Source organism: Micromonospora echinaurantiaca (genome assembly GCF_900090235.1).
Taxonomy (GTDB): domain Bacteria; phylum Actinomycetota; class Actinomycetes; order Mycobacteriales; family Micromonosporaceae; genus Micromonospora; species Micromonospora echinaurantiaca.
The window spans coordinates 2,110,304-2,126,363 of the sequence record NZ_LT607750.1; the positions used below are offsets into that span (position 1 = coordinate 2,110,304).

Below are 16,060 nucleotides of genomic sequence, written 5' to 3' on the forward strand. Positions count from 1 at the left end.
TCCGCCCGCGGCCGGCGGCCGGTTTCGGCGGCGGTGCGGCACGCCGGGGCCGCCGTGTCGTTTCGGGCCGGGGCGGTTCGTGTAGAGGATGAGAGGCCGGCGTCGGGCCGGCCGCCCCGGAGGAGGAGGCCGGTGGCCGATGTGGAGCAGGTCTTCCGCGCGGAGTACGGCCGCGCGGTGGCCGTCCTGGCCCGTCTCCTCGGCGACCTCGACCTCGCCGAGGAGGCGGTGCAGGACGCCTTCACCGTCGCCGCCGCCCGCTGGCCGGAGACCGGTCCGCCGCCCAGCCCGGCCGGGTGGATCATCACCACCGCCCGGAACCGGGCGATCGACCGGCTGCGCCGGGAGGCGTCCCGGGCCGACCGGCACGCCCAGGCCGCCCTGCTGTACGCCGCCGGCGAACCCGTCGAGGAGGGACCCGTGCGCGACGACCGGCTCCGGTTGATCTTCACCTGCTGCCACCCGGCGTTGAACCCGGCCGCCCGGGTCACGCTGACCCTGCGCCTGCTCGGCGGGCTGAGCACCGCCGAGATCGCCCGGGCGTTCCTGGTGCCGGAGAAGACCATGGCGCAGCGGCTGGTCCGGGCCAAGGCGAAGATTCGGGACGCCGGCATCCCGTACCGGGTGCCTCGGGAGGCCGACCTGCCCGATCGGCTCCGGGCCGTGCTGGCGGTGATCTACCTGATCTTCACCGAGGGGCACACGGCGACCTCCGGCGCCCGGCTGGTCCGCGACGACCTGTGCGCCGAGGCGATCCGGCTCGGCCGGCTGCTGGTGGAGCTGATGCCGGACGAGCCGGAGGCGCAGGGTCTGCTGGCCCTGATGCTGCTCACCGAGGCGCGCCGGCCCGCCCGCACCACCGCCGACGGCGCGCTGGTGCCGCTGCCGGAACAGGACCGGCGGCGCTGGGACGCCGGGCTGGTCGGGCAGGGGCAGGAGCTGGTCCGCCGCTGCCTGCGCCGGGACCAGCCCGGCCCGTACCAGCTCCAGGCCGCCATCGCCGCCGTGCACAGCGCCGCGCCGGACGCGGCCGGCACCGACTGGGCCCAGATCCTGGCGCTGTACGACCAGCTTCTGGCGTACCTTCCCGGGCCGGTGGTGGCGCTCAACCGGGCGGTCGCGCTGGCCGAGGTGGCCGGCCCGGCCGCGGCGCTGGCCGAGGTGGACCGCCTGGACCTGGCCGGCTACCACGTCTTCCACGCGGTCCGGGCCGACCTGCTGGGCCGGCTCGGGCGGCCGGAAGAGGCGGCGGCGGCGTACCGGCGGGCCGCCGAACTGACCGCGAACGCGACCGAACGTGACTTCCTGACCCGGCGGGCGGTGACGGCGCGGGCCGGCGGATAGCGGACGCGCGGCCCCGCGGGCGTGCCGGTGGCGGGGACCGGGCGCTCGGGGACGTTTGCCCGGCCCGGCTGACGGGAACGGGTGTCGCCCAGCCGTGCGGCGCGGGCCGCCCGACGAAACGGACGCCGACCACCGATGACGTACCGTCCGGCAGTTGCCACCAGCGTCCCCGACCTGACCACCCTGACCCTCGGGGTGGAGGAGGAGTACCTGTTGCTCGACCCGACCACCGGGGAGAGCCTGCCGGTGGCAGACCGGGTGCTCACGGCCCTGCACGGCACCGCCCGGGACCAGAGCCGCCAGGAGTTCCGGCACAGCATGGTGGAGATGGTCAGCCCGGTCTGCGCCGACCTGGGGGAGTTGCGGGACCGGTTGGTCGGGTTGCGGCGTTCCGCGGCGGCGGCGGCCGAGGCGGCCGGCGCCCGGCTGGTCGCGGTCGGTGCCACCCCGGTGCACGAACCGCACCGGACGGTGCCGGACAAGCCGCGCTACCACGCCATGTCCCGCCGCTTCGGCCCGGTGGCACACGACCCGGCGGTCTGCGGCTGCCACGTGCACGTCGGGGTTCCCGACCGGGAACTGGCCGTGCAGGTCTGCAACCACCTGCGGCCGTGGCTGCCGGTGGTGCAGGCGATCACCACCAACTCCCCGCTGCACGACGGGCGGGACACCGGGCACGCCAGCTGGCGGTCGATGCAGTTGGAGCGCTGGCCGAGCATCGGCCCGACGCCGCACTTCGACTCCGCGGCCGACTACGACCGCACCGTGAACGACCTGATCGCCGCCGGCATCATGCTCGACGCGGCGATGGTCTACTGGTACGCCCGGCCGTCGGCGGCGTACCCGACGGTGGAGGTCCGGGTCGGCGACGTGTGCCCGACCGTGGACGACACCGTGCTGGTCGCCGCCCTGGTCCGGGCGCTGGTCGCCACGGCCGTCGACGACGTCCGCTCCGGGGTGGCCGCCCCCCGGATCCGCAACTGCCTGGTCTCGGCGGCGCACTGGCGGGCCGCCCACGACGGCCTCGACGGCGACCTGATCGATCTGCACGCCGGCGGCGCCCGGCCGGCGTGGGACCTGGTCGACGAGATGTTCGCCGCGGTGACCCCGGCGCTGGCGCGGCACGGCGACCTGGACTACGCCGTCGCGCAGCTGATCCGGCTGCGCGGCGAGGGCACCGGCGCGACCCGCCAGCGGCGCATCATGGCCGAGACCGGCGGCGACATCCGCGCCGTGCTGGACCACGTCGCCGCCCAGACGATCACCGGCTGACCACGCCGCCGCCCACACGATCGCCGGCTCGGCTGACCGGCGCCGCCCGGCCGCTGCCGGCTGGCCGGCGCGGGCTGCCGGGCGACGCCGCCACCGCCTGCGCCCCGGTGGCTCACCGGATGTCGTGCGTCTGGAGCCAGAGTTCCAGCAGGCCGAGCTGCCACAGCTTGTTGCTGCCGGCGGCCGCCTCGGCCCGGTCCGGCTCGGCCAGCAGCTCGGCGACGTACTCCGGGCGGAACAGCCCGCGCTCCCGGGCGGCCGGCGCGCGCAGCGCCTCGGTGACCAGTTGGCGCACCGGGCCGTCGACGTTGCGCAGCGCGGGCACCGGGAAGTAGCCCTTGGGCCGGTCGACCACCTCGGCCGGCAGCACCTCGCGGGCCACCTCCTTCAGCACCGCCTTGCCGCCGTCGGCCACCTTGTGCTCGGGCGGGCAGGCCGCGGCCAGCGCGACCAGGTCCTGGTCGAGGAACGGGGTGCGCACCTCCAGCCCCCACGCCATGCTCATGCTGTCCACCCGCTTGACCGGGTCGTCGGGCAGCATCAGGTGGGTGTCCAGCCGCAGCACCGCGTCCAGCGCGGTGTCCGCGCCGGGCGCGGCCAGCTCGGCGGCGAGCAGCTCCCGGCTGGCGTCGTGCGCGCAGGCGTACGCCGGGCTGACCACCCGGTGCAGCTCCGCGTGGTCGCGGTCGAAGAACGCGGCGGCGAACGCCTCCGCCGCCCCGTCCCGGGGCACCCGGGCCAGCGGCTGGTGGTAGCCGTACCCGGCGAACACCTCGTCCGCGCCCTGCCCCGACTGAGCCACCTTGACGTGCCGGGCCACCTGCTCGGAGAGCAGATGGAAGGCGACCACGTCGTGGCTGCCCATCGGCTCGGTCATCGCCAGCACGGTACGGCGTACCGCCGGGACCAGGTCGTCGTCGGCGAGCCGGATCCGGCGGTGGTCGGTGTCGAAGGCGCGGGCCACCAGGTCGGAGTAGTGGAACTCGTCGCCGGTCTCCTCGCCGCGGCTGTCGAAGCCGATGCTGAACGTCTGGAGGTGGTGCTGGCCGGCCTCGGCGAGCAGCGCCACGATCATGCTGGAGTCCAGGCCGCCGGAGAGGAGCACGCCGACCGGCACGTCGGCGACCAGCCGCCGGCGTACCGCCGTGCGCAGGGCGTCGCCGACCATGGCCCGCCAGTCCGCCGCGTCCATGCCGGCGTGCGCCGGGTCGCGCAGGTACTCCGGCCGCCAGTAGACGTGGTCCCGGCTGCGCCCGTCCGCCTCGATCACCCGCAGGGTGGCCGGGGGGAGCTTGCGCACCCCGCGCAGCACGGTCCGCGGCGCCGGGACGATCGAGTGCCAGGACAGGTAGTGGTGCAGGGCCACCGGGTCGATCCCGGTGTCGACGTCACCGGCACGCAGCAGCGCCGGCAGGGTGCTGGCGAACCGCAGCCGCCCGGGCGTCTCGGCGAGGTAGAGCGGCTTGATGCCGAGCCGGTCGCGGGCCAGCAGCAGGCGGCGCCGCCGCCGGTCGACCAGGCCGATCGCGAACATGCCGACCAGGTGGTCGACGAAGCGTTCCCCCCAGTGGGCGTACGCCACCAGGATCACCTCGGTGTCGCTGGTGGAGTGGAACGTGTACCCGGCGGCGCGCAGCTCGTCACGCAGCTGCGGGTAGTTGTAGACGCAGCCGTTGAAGACCAGGCCGAGGCCGAGGTCCTCGCGGACCATCGGCTGGCCGCCGGCGTCGGAGAGGTCGATGATGGTCAGCCGGCGGTGCCCGAGGGTCACCCAGCCGTCGCGCCACAGCCCCTCGCCGTCCGGGCCGCGCGACCGCATCGCCTCGGTCATCCGGGTGACCGCCGCGGCGTCCGGCGTCGAGCCGTCGAACCTCGCCTCGCCGCTGATTCCGCACATGCTCAGCGGCCACCGCTCGCCCGGGGCACCGGACCCACCGTCACCACTCCCGTCCCGCCGCCGCCTGTGACGGACCGCCCCTACGGGGGTCCGGGTCCCGTCCGCAGGACGGGCAGCTCGGCTACCCGCCGCTGGCGCGCCCAAACTCCGCCCGGGCCTCGCGGCACCGCGGGCGCTGAGCCGACCCCGCACGGCCCCCGCCCTGCTCGCATCCCCGGCCCGCTGGCGCGCCATCCGGCCGGGGTCGTGGCGGGTCGAGATGTGCCCCGCGAGGGTGATACCTCGGAGTCATTGTGATGACTGTGAGGTATCACCCTCGTTGGCGAGTGGCCCGCCCGGCAGTCCTTCGACTCGCCCGGTCGGCGTGATCGACTCCGTTCCGCCGATATCGCGGCGTCCCGCTCGCGTCGACACCCCCGTTTCGGCGGCACGGAGTCGATCGAGCGGAGGGCGCCGGCGGATCAGCCGCGCAGGGCGGCGAGGATGCGGGCGAGGGTGTCCCGGTCGGCCGGGTCGGGCCGGCGCTCGACGGCCTGGCGCGGGCTTGCCGCGGCATGGCAGCCTCGGCGGCGTGGGCACCTTGCTGGCGCAGCTTCCGGCGCTGTTGGGCGTACTGGTCGGAACCCTGGGCACGATCCTCGCCACGTCGCTGGCCGACCGGGCCCGGTGGCGGCGCAACCAGAGCATCCGATGGGACGAGCGGCGGCTCGACGCCTACGTCGAGTACGCGCACGCCGTCAAGGAGAGCCACGCCACTGCCCTGCGGATGACCGCCGACCGCCGGCCGAACTCCCACAGCCACCCGATCGACCGGGAGGCCGGCCTGGCGAGGCTGGCCGAGGCGGACGCCCGGCGCACCATCGCCTGGGAGAACATGCTGCTGCTCGGCGACGAGGCGACGGTCGCCGCGGCCGGCGTCTGGCGGGACGCGGTGTGGCAGCTGGAGCGGCTGGCCCGGGGGATCGTCGACCCGGAACCGGACATGACCGCCGTGCTCTCCCGGGTCAACGAGGCGCGGGACGGCTTCTACCGGGCGGCTCGGCGGAGCATCGCCGTCCGCGGCGGCTCGGTGGCGCAGTCGGCGTTGCTAGAGCAGGCGCTCCTCGACCGCGCGGTCGCCGCCGAGGCCAATGCCGTCTCACTACCGTCTCAAAAAAGTCGCTAAAAAGTCTCGTTATCCGGCGGTGGTCTGCTCCAGGTGGCGGTAGACGGTCGCCCGGGACACCCCGAGGGCGGCGGCGATGTCGTCCACCGAGTGGGTGCCCGCGGCGTGCATGCGGCGGGCCGCCTCCACCTGCTCGCGACCGAGCGCCCGCGGCCGGCCCGGCCGCCGCCGCCCGGTCGCCGGCCCGGGCTCCACCGCACGCGGGGCGTCCGCGCCGGGTGCGGCCAGCAGCCGGCGTGCGCCGTCCAGCATGTCCGCGCGCAGCACCTCGTCGGACACGTCGGCGAAGAAGACCACCGGGTCGCTGCACATGGCGACCGCCTGCACCGCCCGGACCCGCTCCCGGCGCGCGGCGTCCGGCCCGGCGATGAGGTCGTTGGCCCGCATGGCGATGCGCATCAGCCGGTTGTAGGTGTCGCCGCGGGTGATCAGCGCGATGTCGTGGAAGAGCATGCCGAGCGGGCGGCGGTGGGTGAGCATGGTGTCCACCCAGCCCTCCAGCACCGTCCACCGGGCCTGGTCGGTGGGCAGCTCCTGGGCGCTGTCCAGCAGCTGCTCCAGATCCGCCACCAGCGGCTCGATCAAGGCCGCCAGCAGGTGCTCCTTGGCCGGGAAGTGGTAGAGGATGGCGGCCTTGGTCAGCCGCAGCCGGTCGGCGATCTGCCGCAGCGCGGTGCGCTGGTAGCCGTGCTCGGCGAACAGGTCGAGCGCGGCGCGCAGGATCCGGGTCCGGGTGTCGTCGGCGGGCTCGGCGGTCATGCCGGCAAGCCTAGCCGGCGCCCTGACCCGTGGCCGGTGTCACTGTTGATTGCGCTGACCGCCGGTCAGTACAGTGGGGTTCGTCGAGGTGTCAACGGCAGGAGGGGCGATGCCCGTCATCGAGATCGGCGACCTGGTCAAGACGTTCGGCAGCGTCCGCGCGCTCGACGGGCTCGACCTGCGGGTCGAGGCGGGGGAGGTGCACGGTTTCCTCGGCCCGAACGGCTCCGGCAAGTCCACCACCATCCGCATCCTGCTCGGCCTGCTGCGACGCGACTCGGGCCAGGCGCGGGTGTTCGACGCCGACCCGTGGCGCGACGCGGTCGCCCTGCACCGCCGGCTGGCGTACGTGCCGGGCGACGTCAGCCTCTGGCCGAACCTCTCCGGCGGCGAGGCGATCGACCTGCTCGGCAAGCTGCGCGGCGGCCTGGACCGGCGGCGCCGCGACGAACTGCTCGACCACTTCGACCTGGACCCCACCCGCAAGTGCCGCACCTACTCTAAGGGCAACCGGCAGAAGGTCGCCATCGTCGCGGCCTTCGCCTCGAACGTCGAGCTGTACGTGCTCGACGAGCCGACCTCCGGGCTCGACCCGCTGATGGAGGCGGTGTTCCAGGACGAGGTGCGGCGGATCAAGTCCGACGGCGCCACCGTGCTGCTCTCCAGCCACGTGCTCGCCGAGGTCGAGGCGCTCTGCGACCGGGTCAGCATCATCCGCGAGGGCCGCACCGTCGAGTCCGGCACCCTCACCGAGCTGCGGCACCTCACCCGCACCGCGGTGACCGTCGAGACCGCCCGGCCGCTGACCGGCCTGGACGCGCTGGCCGGCGTACACGACGTGCGCGAGGTCGACGGGCGTACCCACCTGGAGGTGGAGCCCGCCCACCTCGACGAGCTGCTCGGGCACCTGGTCCGGTTCGGGGTCCGCGCCCTGACCAGCGCCCCGCCCACCCTGGAGGAGCTGTTCCTGCGCCACTACGGCGACGAGCGGCCGGCCGCCGAGGCGGCCGGGGAGGCCGCCCGCCCGGACGGCCGCCGGGCAGGTGCCCGATGAGCGCGCTCACCGGCACCGGCGCGCTGGCCCGGCTCGTGCTGCGCCGCGACCGGGTCCGGCTCGCCATCTGGGTGCTCGGCGCGCCCCTGCTCGGCTACGCCCCCGCCGAGAGCGTCGTCGGCATCTACCCGGACGAGTCCGCCCGGGTCGGCTACGCCACCACGTCGGCGTCCAGCCTGGTCGCCCGCGCGTTCAACGGGCCGATCGCCGGCACCGACCTGGGCGCGGTGGTGGTCGCCGAAACGTACGTCACGTTGGCTTTGATCTTCGCGCTGCTGAGCACGTTCGCGGTGGTCCGGCACACTCGACAGAACGAGGAGACCGGCCGGGCGGAGCTGCTCGGCGCCTCCGTGGTCGGCCGGTACGCGCTGCTCACCGCCGCGCTGCTGGTGGTCGTCGCGGCGAACGTGGCGGCCGCCGCCCTGCTCGCCGCCGGCCTGGCCGCCGCCGGCCTGCCGCTGGCCGGCTCGCTCGTCGCCGCCGGCGCGATCGGCGGCGTCGGGGTGGCCTTCACCGGCGTCGCCGCCGTCACCGCCCAGCTCTCGGTCACCTCCCGGGGCGCCAACGCGCTCGCCGCCGCCGTCGTCGGGGTCGCCTTCCTGCTCCGCGCCGCCGGCGACGTGCTCGGCGACCAGACCGACGGTGGGCTGCGGGTGGTCAGCGCCTGGCCGTCCTGGCTCTCGCCGCTCGGCTGGGGCAACCAGGTGCGCGCCTACGTCGACGACCGGTGGTGGGTCCTCGCGCTGCCCGTCGCGCTGCTGCTCGCCGCGGTGGCGGCCGCCTATGCGCTGGCCGAGCGGCGGGACATCGGCGCCGGCCTGGTAGCGCCCCGGCGCGGTCCGGCGAACGCCCCGGCCGGGCTGCTCAGCCCCGCCGGGCTGGCCTGGCGGCTGCAGCGCGGCGCGCTGCTCGGCTGGGCGGTCGGGGTGGCCGTGCTCGGGTTCTCGATGGGCATCGCCGCCGACGAGTTCAACGCCATGATCGAGGAGAACCCGGCCGCCGCCGAGGCGATCGCCGCGATGGGCGGCGGGGTCGACCTGGTCGACGCGTACCTGGCCGCCATGCTCGGGCTGTTCGCGCTGACCATCGGGGCGTACGTCGTGCAGGCCATGCTGCGGGTGCGCGGCGACGAGTCCGACGGCGTGCTGGAGGCCGTCCTCGCCACCGGGGTGAGCCGGGGCCGCTGGCTGGGCACCCAGGTGGCCGCCGCGGCGCTCGGCGCGCTGGCCCTGGTGCTGCTCGCCGGCCTCACCACCGGCCTGGGGCACGGCCTGGTCGCCGGCGACCCGGTCGGGCGCGCCGTCGACCTGGGCGGCGCCGCGCTGCTGCGGCTGCCGGCCCTGCTCGTGGTGGTCGGCGTGGTGACCGCGCTGTTCGGCCTGCTGCCCCGCTGGTCGGTGGCGCTGTCCTGGACCGCGCTGCTGGTCTTCCTGCTGCTCGGTCAACTCGGCGCGGTGCTCGAACTGCCGCAGGCCGCGCTGAACCTCTCCCCGTACACCCACGTCCCGTCGGTGCCGGCGGTCGAGGCGACGGCGCTGCCGCTGGTGGTGCTGACCGCCGTGGCGGTGGCGCTGCACGCCGCCGGCGCGGCCGCCTTCCGCCACCGCGACGTCCCCTCCTGACGCGCTCGCTGTCGCACCTTCAGGGAAGTTGTGGCCTCGGCCTTCCGAGGCCACAACTTCTGAAGTACGCGGCGCCGGTCGGCCCTGTCGGGTGCCGGACAACTGGCGCCGGCGGTGGACGTGTTCCCGCAGACTCTTCGGCCAGGCCCCGGATCAGGTGGGCGGCGGGGAGGGCGGGCGGGTTGTCGAAGGCGAGACGCCGGGGTGCTCCGAGACCGAGGAGGCCGGTCCGTGCGGCTCGGCCGTCGGCGGTCCCCGCGTTGACCGCTCAACGCGGCGGTGGGGTCGAGGTCCCGGACGAAATGACCGGCTCGACCGCGGACGGCGGCGGCTACTCGGTGCGGGTGGAACGGCGCCGCCCTTCGCCCGTGCAGACTGCCGTGCTGCTCGCGGTGCCACTGCTCCTGCCCGCTGCGGGAGAGGCTGCCCTGTCCTCCGGCTTCGGTGAGTTCGGCGCGGCGTGGTCGGTCTGGTGGGACGGCCGGTCGGCGAGCCAGGAGCCGCTGTGGGGACACACCGTGATGTGGTGGGCGCGGGTCGGCAAGCTGTTGCAGTTCGCCGCCGGTCTGGTGGTCCTGCTCGACCTGGTCGGGCCGGAGCGGCTCAGGAGCGCGGGCCGGCGGCTGTCGGCCAGCTACGCCGAGGCCCGACGACTCGCCACGGCGATGCGTCCCGAGATCAAGCGGACGCTGCCGGCCGCCGTGCGGAGCGCCATGGCGCAGGTCCTGCTGGTCGCCAACGTCGGCCTGGCCATCCTGGTCGCCGCCCAGTGGGCGACCGTCCGGCAGAATCCCGCCCTGCTGGCGCCGCTCGCCGTCTCGGTGGTGGCGTTCGGGGTGCTCCTCCTGATTGGCGGGCCGGCGGTGCAGTACGGCGTGCGGATGCCGTTCATCGGCCTGTTCTGGCTGCTGGCCACACTGATCCTGGCGCCGATCGCGGCGGTGCTGGACAACGCGAACCCCGGGCACCTGCTGCGCTGGCTCGGCGTCGGCTTCTTCGTCGCCGGCTTCACCCTCGACCTGCTCGGCTCGTAGCCGGCCGTTGCCCTCGCCACGGAGATCATTCTCGATAGCATGTCGGTCGTGAACGAGGACGCGGAGCGACTGCTCGCCGCGCGGGAGCCGCGGGTCGCCGAGCTGGCCCGGAGCCTCTCCGCGCTGATCCTGGCGGTCTACCCGGAAGCCGTCGTCACGGTGGACGGAGGCGACATCGGGTTCGGCAGCGGCACCGGATACACCGGGCTGGTCTTCGTGGTGACACCGCACATCCGGCACGTCAACCTCGGCATCGCCGGGGGCGCGACGCTTCCCGACCCGGCTGGCCTCATGGCCGGCACCGGCAAGGTGCACCGGCACGTGCAGATTCGCCACGCCGACGACCTGGCACGGCCGGAACTGCGCGAACTCATGGTCGCCGCGCTCGCCCGCCGGCACTGACCGGATCCGCCGTCGTCACGCCGCGAAGCACCGGGTCACCCGACGCGTTCACAGGGCGGGGTGCTGGGTGCCGGCGCAGGCCGGCGAGCTGGACGTAGACCTCGCGTCTGGCGGCCGCCTCGCCCCGGCGATTGAGGACGTAGCCGGTCAGCCAGACCCAGCCGGGGTACGTCGGCTGGCGCGAAACCGAGACGACGCGGAACCTCAGGGCGCGGTCTCCGGCGAACTGCACCGAGGCCCGGCCGTCGACGAGAAGCAGGTCGCCGGGGGAGGGCACCCGGTCACCAGGGTCGCTCGTTGACATGGTGCTCCTGCGGTGGCCGGCACTCCCGGGCGTGCATCGTCTGCCAGTCGCGCAGCGCCCGCTTGATCCGGTCGTTCTCCTGACTGAGCAGCCGCACGGCCTCGTTGAGGGCGGCCAGTTCGTCGGCCACCCGGGCCTGGAACTCGCGTACCTCCAGCGGGTCGACGCCACGCCGGCACGCGGCGAACGCGCGGGTCCGCACCTCGTGCGGCGTCAACCGGCCCGGATAGCCGGCCGGGTAGGGCTGTCCACCCCGATACAGCTGAGCCACGACGATCCCCTCCAAAGCAGGCGGAAGCACCAAGGGCATGCGCGGGTGGGTCGGGACGGGCAGGCGCACCCGCCCCGACCAGGGAATGAGCCGAACTCGTTGCCACGCGAGGACCGGCCCGGAGTCAACATATCTAGATAAGTCAGATGAGTCAACGTCGCTTGTTAGGCGCGTCGCGGTGTGATCGAATCGGATTGCCACGCGAGGAGTGCCATGCGAGAAGTGCCGGATTACTGGCGCATCGCCGACGATGTGATCGCCGACGTCAAAGCCAGGAGATTGAAGCCGGGGACAGGTTGCCCTCAATTGCCGAGCTGCGCGACAGGTATGGGGTCAGCCACGGAACTGTGCAGATGTCGTATGCCCGGCTGGAGGCGCTACGGGTGATCCGGCGACAGCAGGGCAAGGGTGTCTTCGTCACCGACCCCAAGACCTGGATGCGCGAGCCCTGAACGTCGGGTTCTTGATCGTCTGATGGTGAGCAGGTGGAAACCGTCTTGCGGGACCTGCTGGGGATCAGACGATCACGGGTTTCCATAGCACGAGCCGCGGTTGCTTGGGGTGGCGTCCACAGGGGGTTGTGGTGTCCACAGCGGGAGGGTGTGGGGTCGCTGGGGAGGTGGGCGCGGGGGCACGGTCGTGCGGGTGAACGACGTGCTTCAGCGACTGGTCGAGCGGAGCGGTGGAGTGGTCACCTGGGAGGCCGCGCTGCGGGTGACCCCGCCCTGGGCGTTGCAGGACGCCTGCCGCTCGGGTCGCCTGCTCCGGCTGCTGCCCGGGGTCTACGTGGACGCGCGACTGGTGGACGGCGTCGGGGGGCCACCGCTACGCCGCGTCGAGCCGGCGCTGGCGCGCCGGGCGGCGCTGGCGTACGCGGGCGGGCGGGGCGCCCTGAGTCACCTCACCGCGCTCGACGTGTGGGGACTGCGTCGGCAGCCGGCGGGCGAGCCGGTGCACGTCGAGGTGCCCGCGGAGTGCGGAATCCGTAGCCGGGAGCAGGTGGTGGTGCATCACCGCAGGGGTTTCGCTGTCGGGCCCCCGCACGTGGTGGTGCGGGGCGGCGAGGCGGTGACCCGGCTGGAACGAGCCTTGGTCGACGCCTGGCCGCTGCTGCCCCGGCCGGACCGACCCGCCCCGCTCATCCGCGCCGTCAACCACCGGCTGACCACGCCGCGCCGGATCGGCGTCGCGCTCGGGCAGGCACCCCGGCTGGCCGATCGGGCCGCGCTGCGGCGGCTGCTGGACCGGCTCGCCGCCGGGTGCCGCAGCCCGCTGGAGATCTGGGGGCACGACCACGTCTTCACCGGCCCCGGCATGCCGGCGTTCCGGCGGCAGGCCAGGGTGCGGGTGGCCGCGCGGACGTTCTACCTCGATCTGTTCGCCGAGGCGGAGCGGGTCGACATCGAACTCGACGGCGCCACCATCCACGGCGACCCGCGTGAGCGCGAGATCGACCTGCGCTGGGACGCCCTGCTGGCCACCCGGGGCATTCTGGTGGTCCGCTTCACCCACCGACGCCTCACCCACACCCCCGAAGAGGTACGCCGCGAAACCCTCGCCATCCTCGCCACCCGCCGCGCGGCAGCTGCTTCGTGATCGTCTGATCGGCAGCAGGGCAGAAGCCCCTGTCTGCACCTCCTCAGCATCAGACGATCAAGGAAGTCGATTCGCGGCAGGCTGCGAGAAATGGGGGGTTTACATCGATGTAGGGGTGGGGCATGATCGGCGACGCAACACAGTGGACAGTCGGGTGCGATGGCTGGCCACGGCTGGGCGGGACGTCCCCACCCTCGGCGTTCCGCCCGGCCCCAACCCACCTCGTCGCCCACCCCAACGGCGCAACGGGGCCACGCCCCACGACCGCCCCGCCCGGACCCCCAGAGGCACCCGCATCCCGCGAGCCTGCCTTGCCAGGACCGGCCCATCGACGATCGGTACCCGTCCGACCACTGCCTGGTGGTAATCGACCTGGACTGCGACCGTCGAACCCGTCCGGTAGGGCCGGGCGGCGATGCGGGTCGTAGAGTCTCGCCGTGACTGAGATCGGTGCGCAGGTCAACTTGTTCCACCCGGCCGACCGGGTGTGGCACGCGCTGACGGATCGGACGGCGCTCGCCCGGTGGTTCACCGAGGTCGAGCCGGTGGCCGGGGCGGAGCAGCGACTGCTGCTGCACACCGCCGGGTTGCCGGGTTTCGACGCTGCCGTGGACGCCGAGGTGGTCGACCGGCGGGCACCGGAACTGCTCGCGCTGCGCTGCCAGGAGGCGAATCGGCGTACCCGGCTGACCTGCGCCATCGCTTCCACCGCCGAGGGCTGCCGGCTGTCGGTCACCGAGAGCCTGGAGCACGGCAACTGGCCGGACGACCAGCGCGCCCGCCGCGAGGAGTTCTACCAGCAGATCCTCACTGTGCAGTTGCCGGCCATCCTGGACTGGCTCGCCTTCCAGCAGATCGACCTGCGCCGCGGCGACGTCGCGATGACCGCCGAGATGCCGGTGACCGAGGTGCTCGGGGAGGAGCCGACGCCGGCCGACCGCCGCTTCCGTCCGGTGCTGGTCGGGGCGCTGGTCGGCGTCGTGCTGGTCGCCGCCGGGGTGGTGGCCTGGGCCGTGCTGCCCGGCGAGTCGGGCGGATCCGCCAGCCCCGACCCGCTCGCGTTGCCGACCGCCGCTACCGCCACCGCCGAAGCGTCCCGGTCGACGCCCTCCGCGCGCCCGAGCCGGAGCGCCACGCCCGGCGCCGACCGGTCGAGCCGGACCCCCACGGCGAAGCCCACCCGCACGTCCGCCTCGGCCCCACCGTCGGCGCCCCCGTTGGCCGGCCGCTACGAGTCGGTGTCGACCCGGCTGCTCGGCTACACCGCGGAGGTGGTGCTCGACAACCCGGGCGACGCGGCGGCGACCGGCTGGACGCTGGTGCTCACGCTGCCCGAGGGCAGCACGGTCACCGGCGCCAAGAAGGTGGAGTGGCGCCAGGACGGGCGGGTCGTCACCTTCACCGGGCAGCCCGTGCCGGCGGGCGGGTCGCAGACGGTCGAGTTCGACGTCCGCGACGCCGGTATCCGCAAGGCGCCCGAGGAGTGCACCGTGAACGGCAACCCCTGCGCCGGCCTCTGACCCCGACTCCGCGTCGGCCCACCGCGCCAGCCACCCACCGGACCAAGATCGACCAGCCGCCTGCCGGCGCGTCGGGCAGTGGCCCGCCGAGGTGGGTCAGGCGACCGCACCGAGGTCAGGCACGACCCACGCCACACCCGGTCGGACCTGCTCAGGCGGGGCTGATGTGTGCCGCGAGGATCCGCCAGCCGCGGTCGTCGTCGTACACCCAGGTGCGGGTGTAGCGCAGCCGGGCCGCGAACGGCTCCCCGCCGAAGAGCCCGGTCACCCGCCCGACGAAGATGGTCACCCCGGTGGTGCCCTCGACGATCAGGTCCAGCTGTTCCTCGACCAGCTCGTCGACGATCGACGTCCGGCTGCGGTGGGCGGCCAGGTCGTCGCGCTTGCCGTACCGCTGGCCGTCCGGGCCGATGGCGATCAGGTGGTCGTCGAGCAGCTCGTCGAGCGCGGCCACGTCCCCGGCGCGCTGGGCGGCCTGGAGGCGGCGCTCGGCGTCGAGCAGTTCGGCCTCGCGTTCGCTGTCCGGCATGCAACCCTCCTGGTCAGGCGTGGACGGACGGTCCCGTCGGCGCCACGGTCAGCACCCGGCCCTCCGCGGCGGAGAGGTGGGCCAGCTCGATCAGCGCGACGGTGTCCACCGCGTCGTACGGGTCGACCGGCAGCGACGCGCCGTCCCGTAGTGCCGCCGCCACCTGCTGGTAGAAGCTCTGGTACCGGCCGGGCTCGGTGGGCACCGGGCGCAGGTCGCCGTCGACGCCGAGCTGGCCGTACCGCTCGGGGGTGACCTCGCCCCAGCCCGGCGTGCCGGGCCGCTCCCCGGCGCGCAGCGCGGCCTCCTGCACGTCGAGCCCGTAGCTGGTGTAGGCGGCGCGGTCGCCGAGGATCCGCAGGCGCGGTCCGAGCTGCGCGGCCAGCGTGGTCATCCAGAGGTGGGAGCGGACGCCGTTGGTGTGGGTCAGCGCGACGAAGGCGTCGTCGTCGACCTGGGCGCCCGGGCGCCGGCGGTCCACCTCGGCGTAGACGGCGCGCACCGGCCCGAACAGCTGCACCGCCTGGTCGACGAGGTGCGCGCCCAGGTCGTAGAGGGTGCCGCCGGCCTCGTCGGGGGTCCCGCTCTCCCGCCAGCCGGGCTTGATCGCCGGCCGCCAGCGTTCGAAGCGGGACTCGTAGCGGACCACCCGCCCCAGCGCGCCCTCCTCGACCAGCCGGCGGGCGGTCAGGAAGTCGCCGTCCCAGCGCCGGTTCTGGAACACCGTCAGCGGCACGCCGCGGCGGGCCGCCTCGTCGACCAGGTCGCGCGCCTGCGCCGCGGTGGCGGCGAGCGGCTTGTCCACCACCACCGGCAGCCCCGCGGCCACCGCCGCCCGGGCCATCGGCACGTGCAGGCGGTTCGGCGTCGCCACCACGACCAGGTCCAGCTCGTCCGGCGTGCGCCACAGCTGGTCGGCGTCGTCGACGATCCGGGCGTCCGGGTGCTCGTCGCGCGCCTGCTCGCGTCGCTGCGGGTCGCGGGTCAGCACCGCCGCCAGCCGCAGCCCGGGCGTCGCGGCGATCAGCGGGGCGTGGAACACCCGACCGGCGATCCCATAGCCCAGCAGACCCACCCGCAACGGCGCCCGCGTCGTGCCCGCCATGCCACCCCCGTCTCGTACCGCCGGACCGCCCGGCCCCGATGGCACCGAACTTACGCCCCGCGTGGGCGGCACTTCACTCCCATGGCGGCATTGCGGGTGGCGGCGGCGCGGGGGAGGGCCGCACGCCGGTCGGCGTACGGCCCTCTCCACCTCGCGGGCCGGTCCGCCGCTCGCGGCGTGCCGGCC

14 protein-coding genes and 1 pseudogene are annotated in these 16,060 nt (G+C 74.6%); 10 read left to right on the forward strand and 5 right to left on the reverse strand.

Annotated elements, in window-relative coordinates; genetic code table 11:
• The first annotated feature begins 132 nt into the window (after positions 1-132).
• Both GA0070609_RS09545 and GA0070609_RS09550 read left to right on the forward strand, forming a co-directional pair.
• Positions 133-1,344: an RNA polymerase sigma factor gene (locus GA0070609_RS09545; protein WP_088993478.1), complete on the forward strand. Its 1,212-nt coding sequence runs from the start codon at positions 133-135 to the stop codon at positions 1,342-1,344.
• A gap of 135 nt (positions 1,345-1,479) precedes the next feature.
• Positions 1,480-2,616 (forward strand): carboxylate-amine ligase, encoded by a 1,137-nt coding sequence (locus GA0070609_RS09550; protein ID WP_088993479.1) that lies wholly within the window; start codon positions 1,480-1,482, stop codon positions 2,614-2,616.
• A 112-nt stretch (positions 2,617-2,728) separates the two neighbouring features.
• Here the strand turns inward: GA0070609_RS09550 and GA0070609_RS09555 are convergent, their stop codons facing one another.
• Positions 2,729-4,513: an N-acetylglutaminylglutamine amidotransferase gene (locus GA0070609_RS09555; RefSeq protein WP_088993480.1), complete on the reverse strand. Its 1,785-nt coding sequence runs from the start codon at positions 4,511-4,513 to the stop codon at positions 2,729-2,731.
• Positions 4,514-5,084: 571 nt separating this feature from the next.
• Between GA0070609_RS09555 and GA0070609_RS09560 the strand changes: the two genes are divergently transcribed.
• Positions 5,085-5,678, forward strand: a complete 594-nt coding sequence (locus GA0070609_RS09560; protein WP_197700246.1) for a hypothetical protein — start codon at positions 5,085-5,087, stop codon at positions 5,676-5,678.
• A gap of 9 nt (positions 5,679-5,687) precedes the next feature.
• On the opposite strand, the gene GA0070609_RS09565 is transcribed toward GA0070609_RS09560, so the two are convergent.
• A complete protein-coding gene (locus GA0070609_RS09565; protein WP_088993481.1) occupies positions 5,688-6,437 on the reverse strand; it encodes a TetR family transcriptional regulator in 750 nt (249 codons plus the stop codon).
• Between the two features lie 109 nt (positions 6,438-6,546).
• On the opposite strand from GA0070609_RS09565, the gene GA0070609_RS09570 reads away from it, so the two are divergent.
• The 4 genes from GA0070609_RS09570 (at position 6,547) to GA0070609_RS09585 (ending at position 10,549) form a co-directional block, all read left to right on the forward strand.
• Positions 6,547-7,491 (forward strand): ABC transporter ATP-binding protein, encoded by a 945-nt coding sequence (locus tag GA0070609_RS09570; protein WP_088993482.1) that lies wholly within the window; start codon positions 6,547-6,549, stop codon positions 7,489-7,491.
• Entirely contained in the window at positions 7,488-9,113 is a 1,626-nt protein-coding gene (locus GA0070609_RS09575) for an ABC transporter permease (protein ID WP_088993483.1), read from the forward strand. Before GA0070609_RS09570 ends, GA0070609_RS09575 begins: the two co-directional genes overlap by 4 nt.
• A gap of 302 nt (positions 9,114-9,415) precedes the next feature.
• Positions 9,416-10,147: a Sec-independent protein translocase subunit TatA/TatB gene (locus tag GA0070609_RS09580; RefSeq protein WP_088993484.1), complete on the forward strand. Its 732-nt coding sequence runs from the start codon at positions 9,416-9,418 to the stop codon at positions 10,145-10,147.
• Between the two features lie 48 nt (positions 10,148-10,195).
• Positions 10,196-10,549, forward strand: a complete 354-nt coding sequence (locus GA0070609_RS09585; protein WP_157748100.1) for a DUF1801 domain-containing protein — start codon at positions 10,196-10,198, stop codon at positions 10,547-10,549.
• Positions 10,550-10,830: 281 nt separating this feature from the next.
• On the opposite strand, the gene GA0070609_RS09595 is transcribed toward GA0070609_RS09585, so the two are convergent.
• Entirely contained in the window at positions 10,831-11,124 is a 294-nt protein-coding gene (locus tag GA0070609_RS09595; protein WP_231928601.1) for a DivIVA domain-containing protein, read from the reverse strand.
• Positions 11,125-11,337: 213 nt separating this feature from the next.
• Here GA0070609_RS09595 and GA0070609_RS09600 point away from each other — a divergent pair.
• From GA0070609_RS09600 to GA0070609_RS09610, 3 genes and pseudogenes are all read left to right on the forward strand, one after another.
• Positions 11,338-11,576 (forward strand): annotated as a pseudogene (locus tag GA0070609_RS09600) (winged helix-turn-helix domain-containing protein).
• A 193-nt stretch (positions 11,577-11,769) separates the two neighbouring features.
• The gene (locus tag GA0070609_RS34830; protein WP_088997612.1) at positions 11,770-12,720 is read left to right on the forward strand and encodes a DUF559 domain-containing protein; all 951 of its coding nucleotides are present in this window, start codon (positions 11,770-11,772) and stop codon (positions 12,718-12,720) included.
• Positions 12,721-13,157: 437 nt separating this feature from the next.
• Positions 13,158-14,240, forward strand: a complete 1,083-nt coding sequence (locus tag GA0070609_RS09610; RefSeq protein ID WP_088993486.1) for a cellulose binding domain-containing protein — start codon at positions 13,158-13,160, stop codon at positions 14,238-14,240.
• 151 nt (positions 14,241-14,391) lie between these two features.
• On the opposite strand, the gene GA0070609_RS09615 is transcribed toward GA0070609_RS09610, so the two are convergent.
• Positions 14,392-14,769 (reverse strand): nuclear transport factor 2 family protein, encoded by a 378-nt coding sequence (locus GA0070609_RS09615; protein ID WP_088993487.1) that lies wholly within the window; start codon positions 14,767-14,769, stop codon positions 14,392-14,394.
• A 13-nt stretch (positions 14,770-14,782) separates the two neighbouring features.
• Positions 14,783-15,874, reverse strand: coding sequence for a Gfo/Idh/MocA family oxidoreductase (locus GA0070609_RS09620; RefSeq protein WP_088993488.1), 1,092 nt, complete (start codon positions 15,872-15,874; stop codon positions 14,783-14,785).
• Positions 15,875-16,060 lie beyond the last annotated feature (186 nt).

Bases quoted from the DNA above. Each gene is read 5' to 3' on its own strand.
- GA0070609_RS09565 (WP_088993481.1), bottom strand. From the start codon at position 6,437: ATGACCGCCGAGCCCGCCGACGACACCCGGACCCGGATCCTGCGCGCC.
- GA0070609_RS09580 (WP_088993484.1), top strand. From the start codon at position 9,416: ATGACCGGCTCGACCGCGGACGGCGGCGGCTACTCGGTGCGGGTGGAA.
- GA0070609_RS09615 (WP_088993487.1), bottom strand. From the start codon at position 14,769: ATGCCGGACAGCGAACGCGAGGCCGAACTGCTCGACGCCGAGCGCCGC.
- GA0070609_RS09550 (WP_088993479.1), top strand. From the start codon at position 1,480: ATGACGTACCGTCCGGCAGTTGCCACCAGCGTCCCCGACCTGACCACC.
- GA0070609_RS09555 (WP_088993480.1), bottom strand. From the start codon at position 4,513: ATGTGCGGAATCAGCGGCGAGGCGAGGTTCGACGGCTCGACGCCGGAC.
- GA0070609_RS09575 (WP_088993483.1), top strand. From the start codon at position 7,488: ATGAGCGCGCTCACCGGCACCGGCGCGCTGGCCCGGCTCGTGCTGCGC.
- GA0070609_RS09570 (WP_088993482.1), top strand. From the start codon at position 6,547: ATGCCCGTCATCGAGATCGGCGACCTGGTCAAGACGTTCGGCAGCGTC.
- GA0070609_RS09620 (WP_088993488.1), bottom strand. From the start codon at position 15,874: ATGGCGGGCACGACGCGGGCGCCGTTGCGGGTGGGTCTGCTGGGCTAT.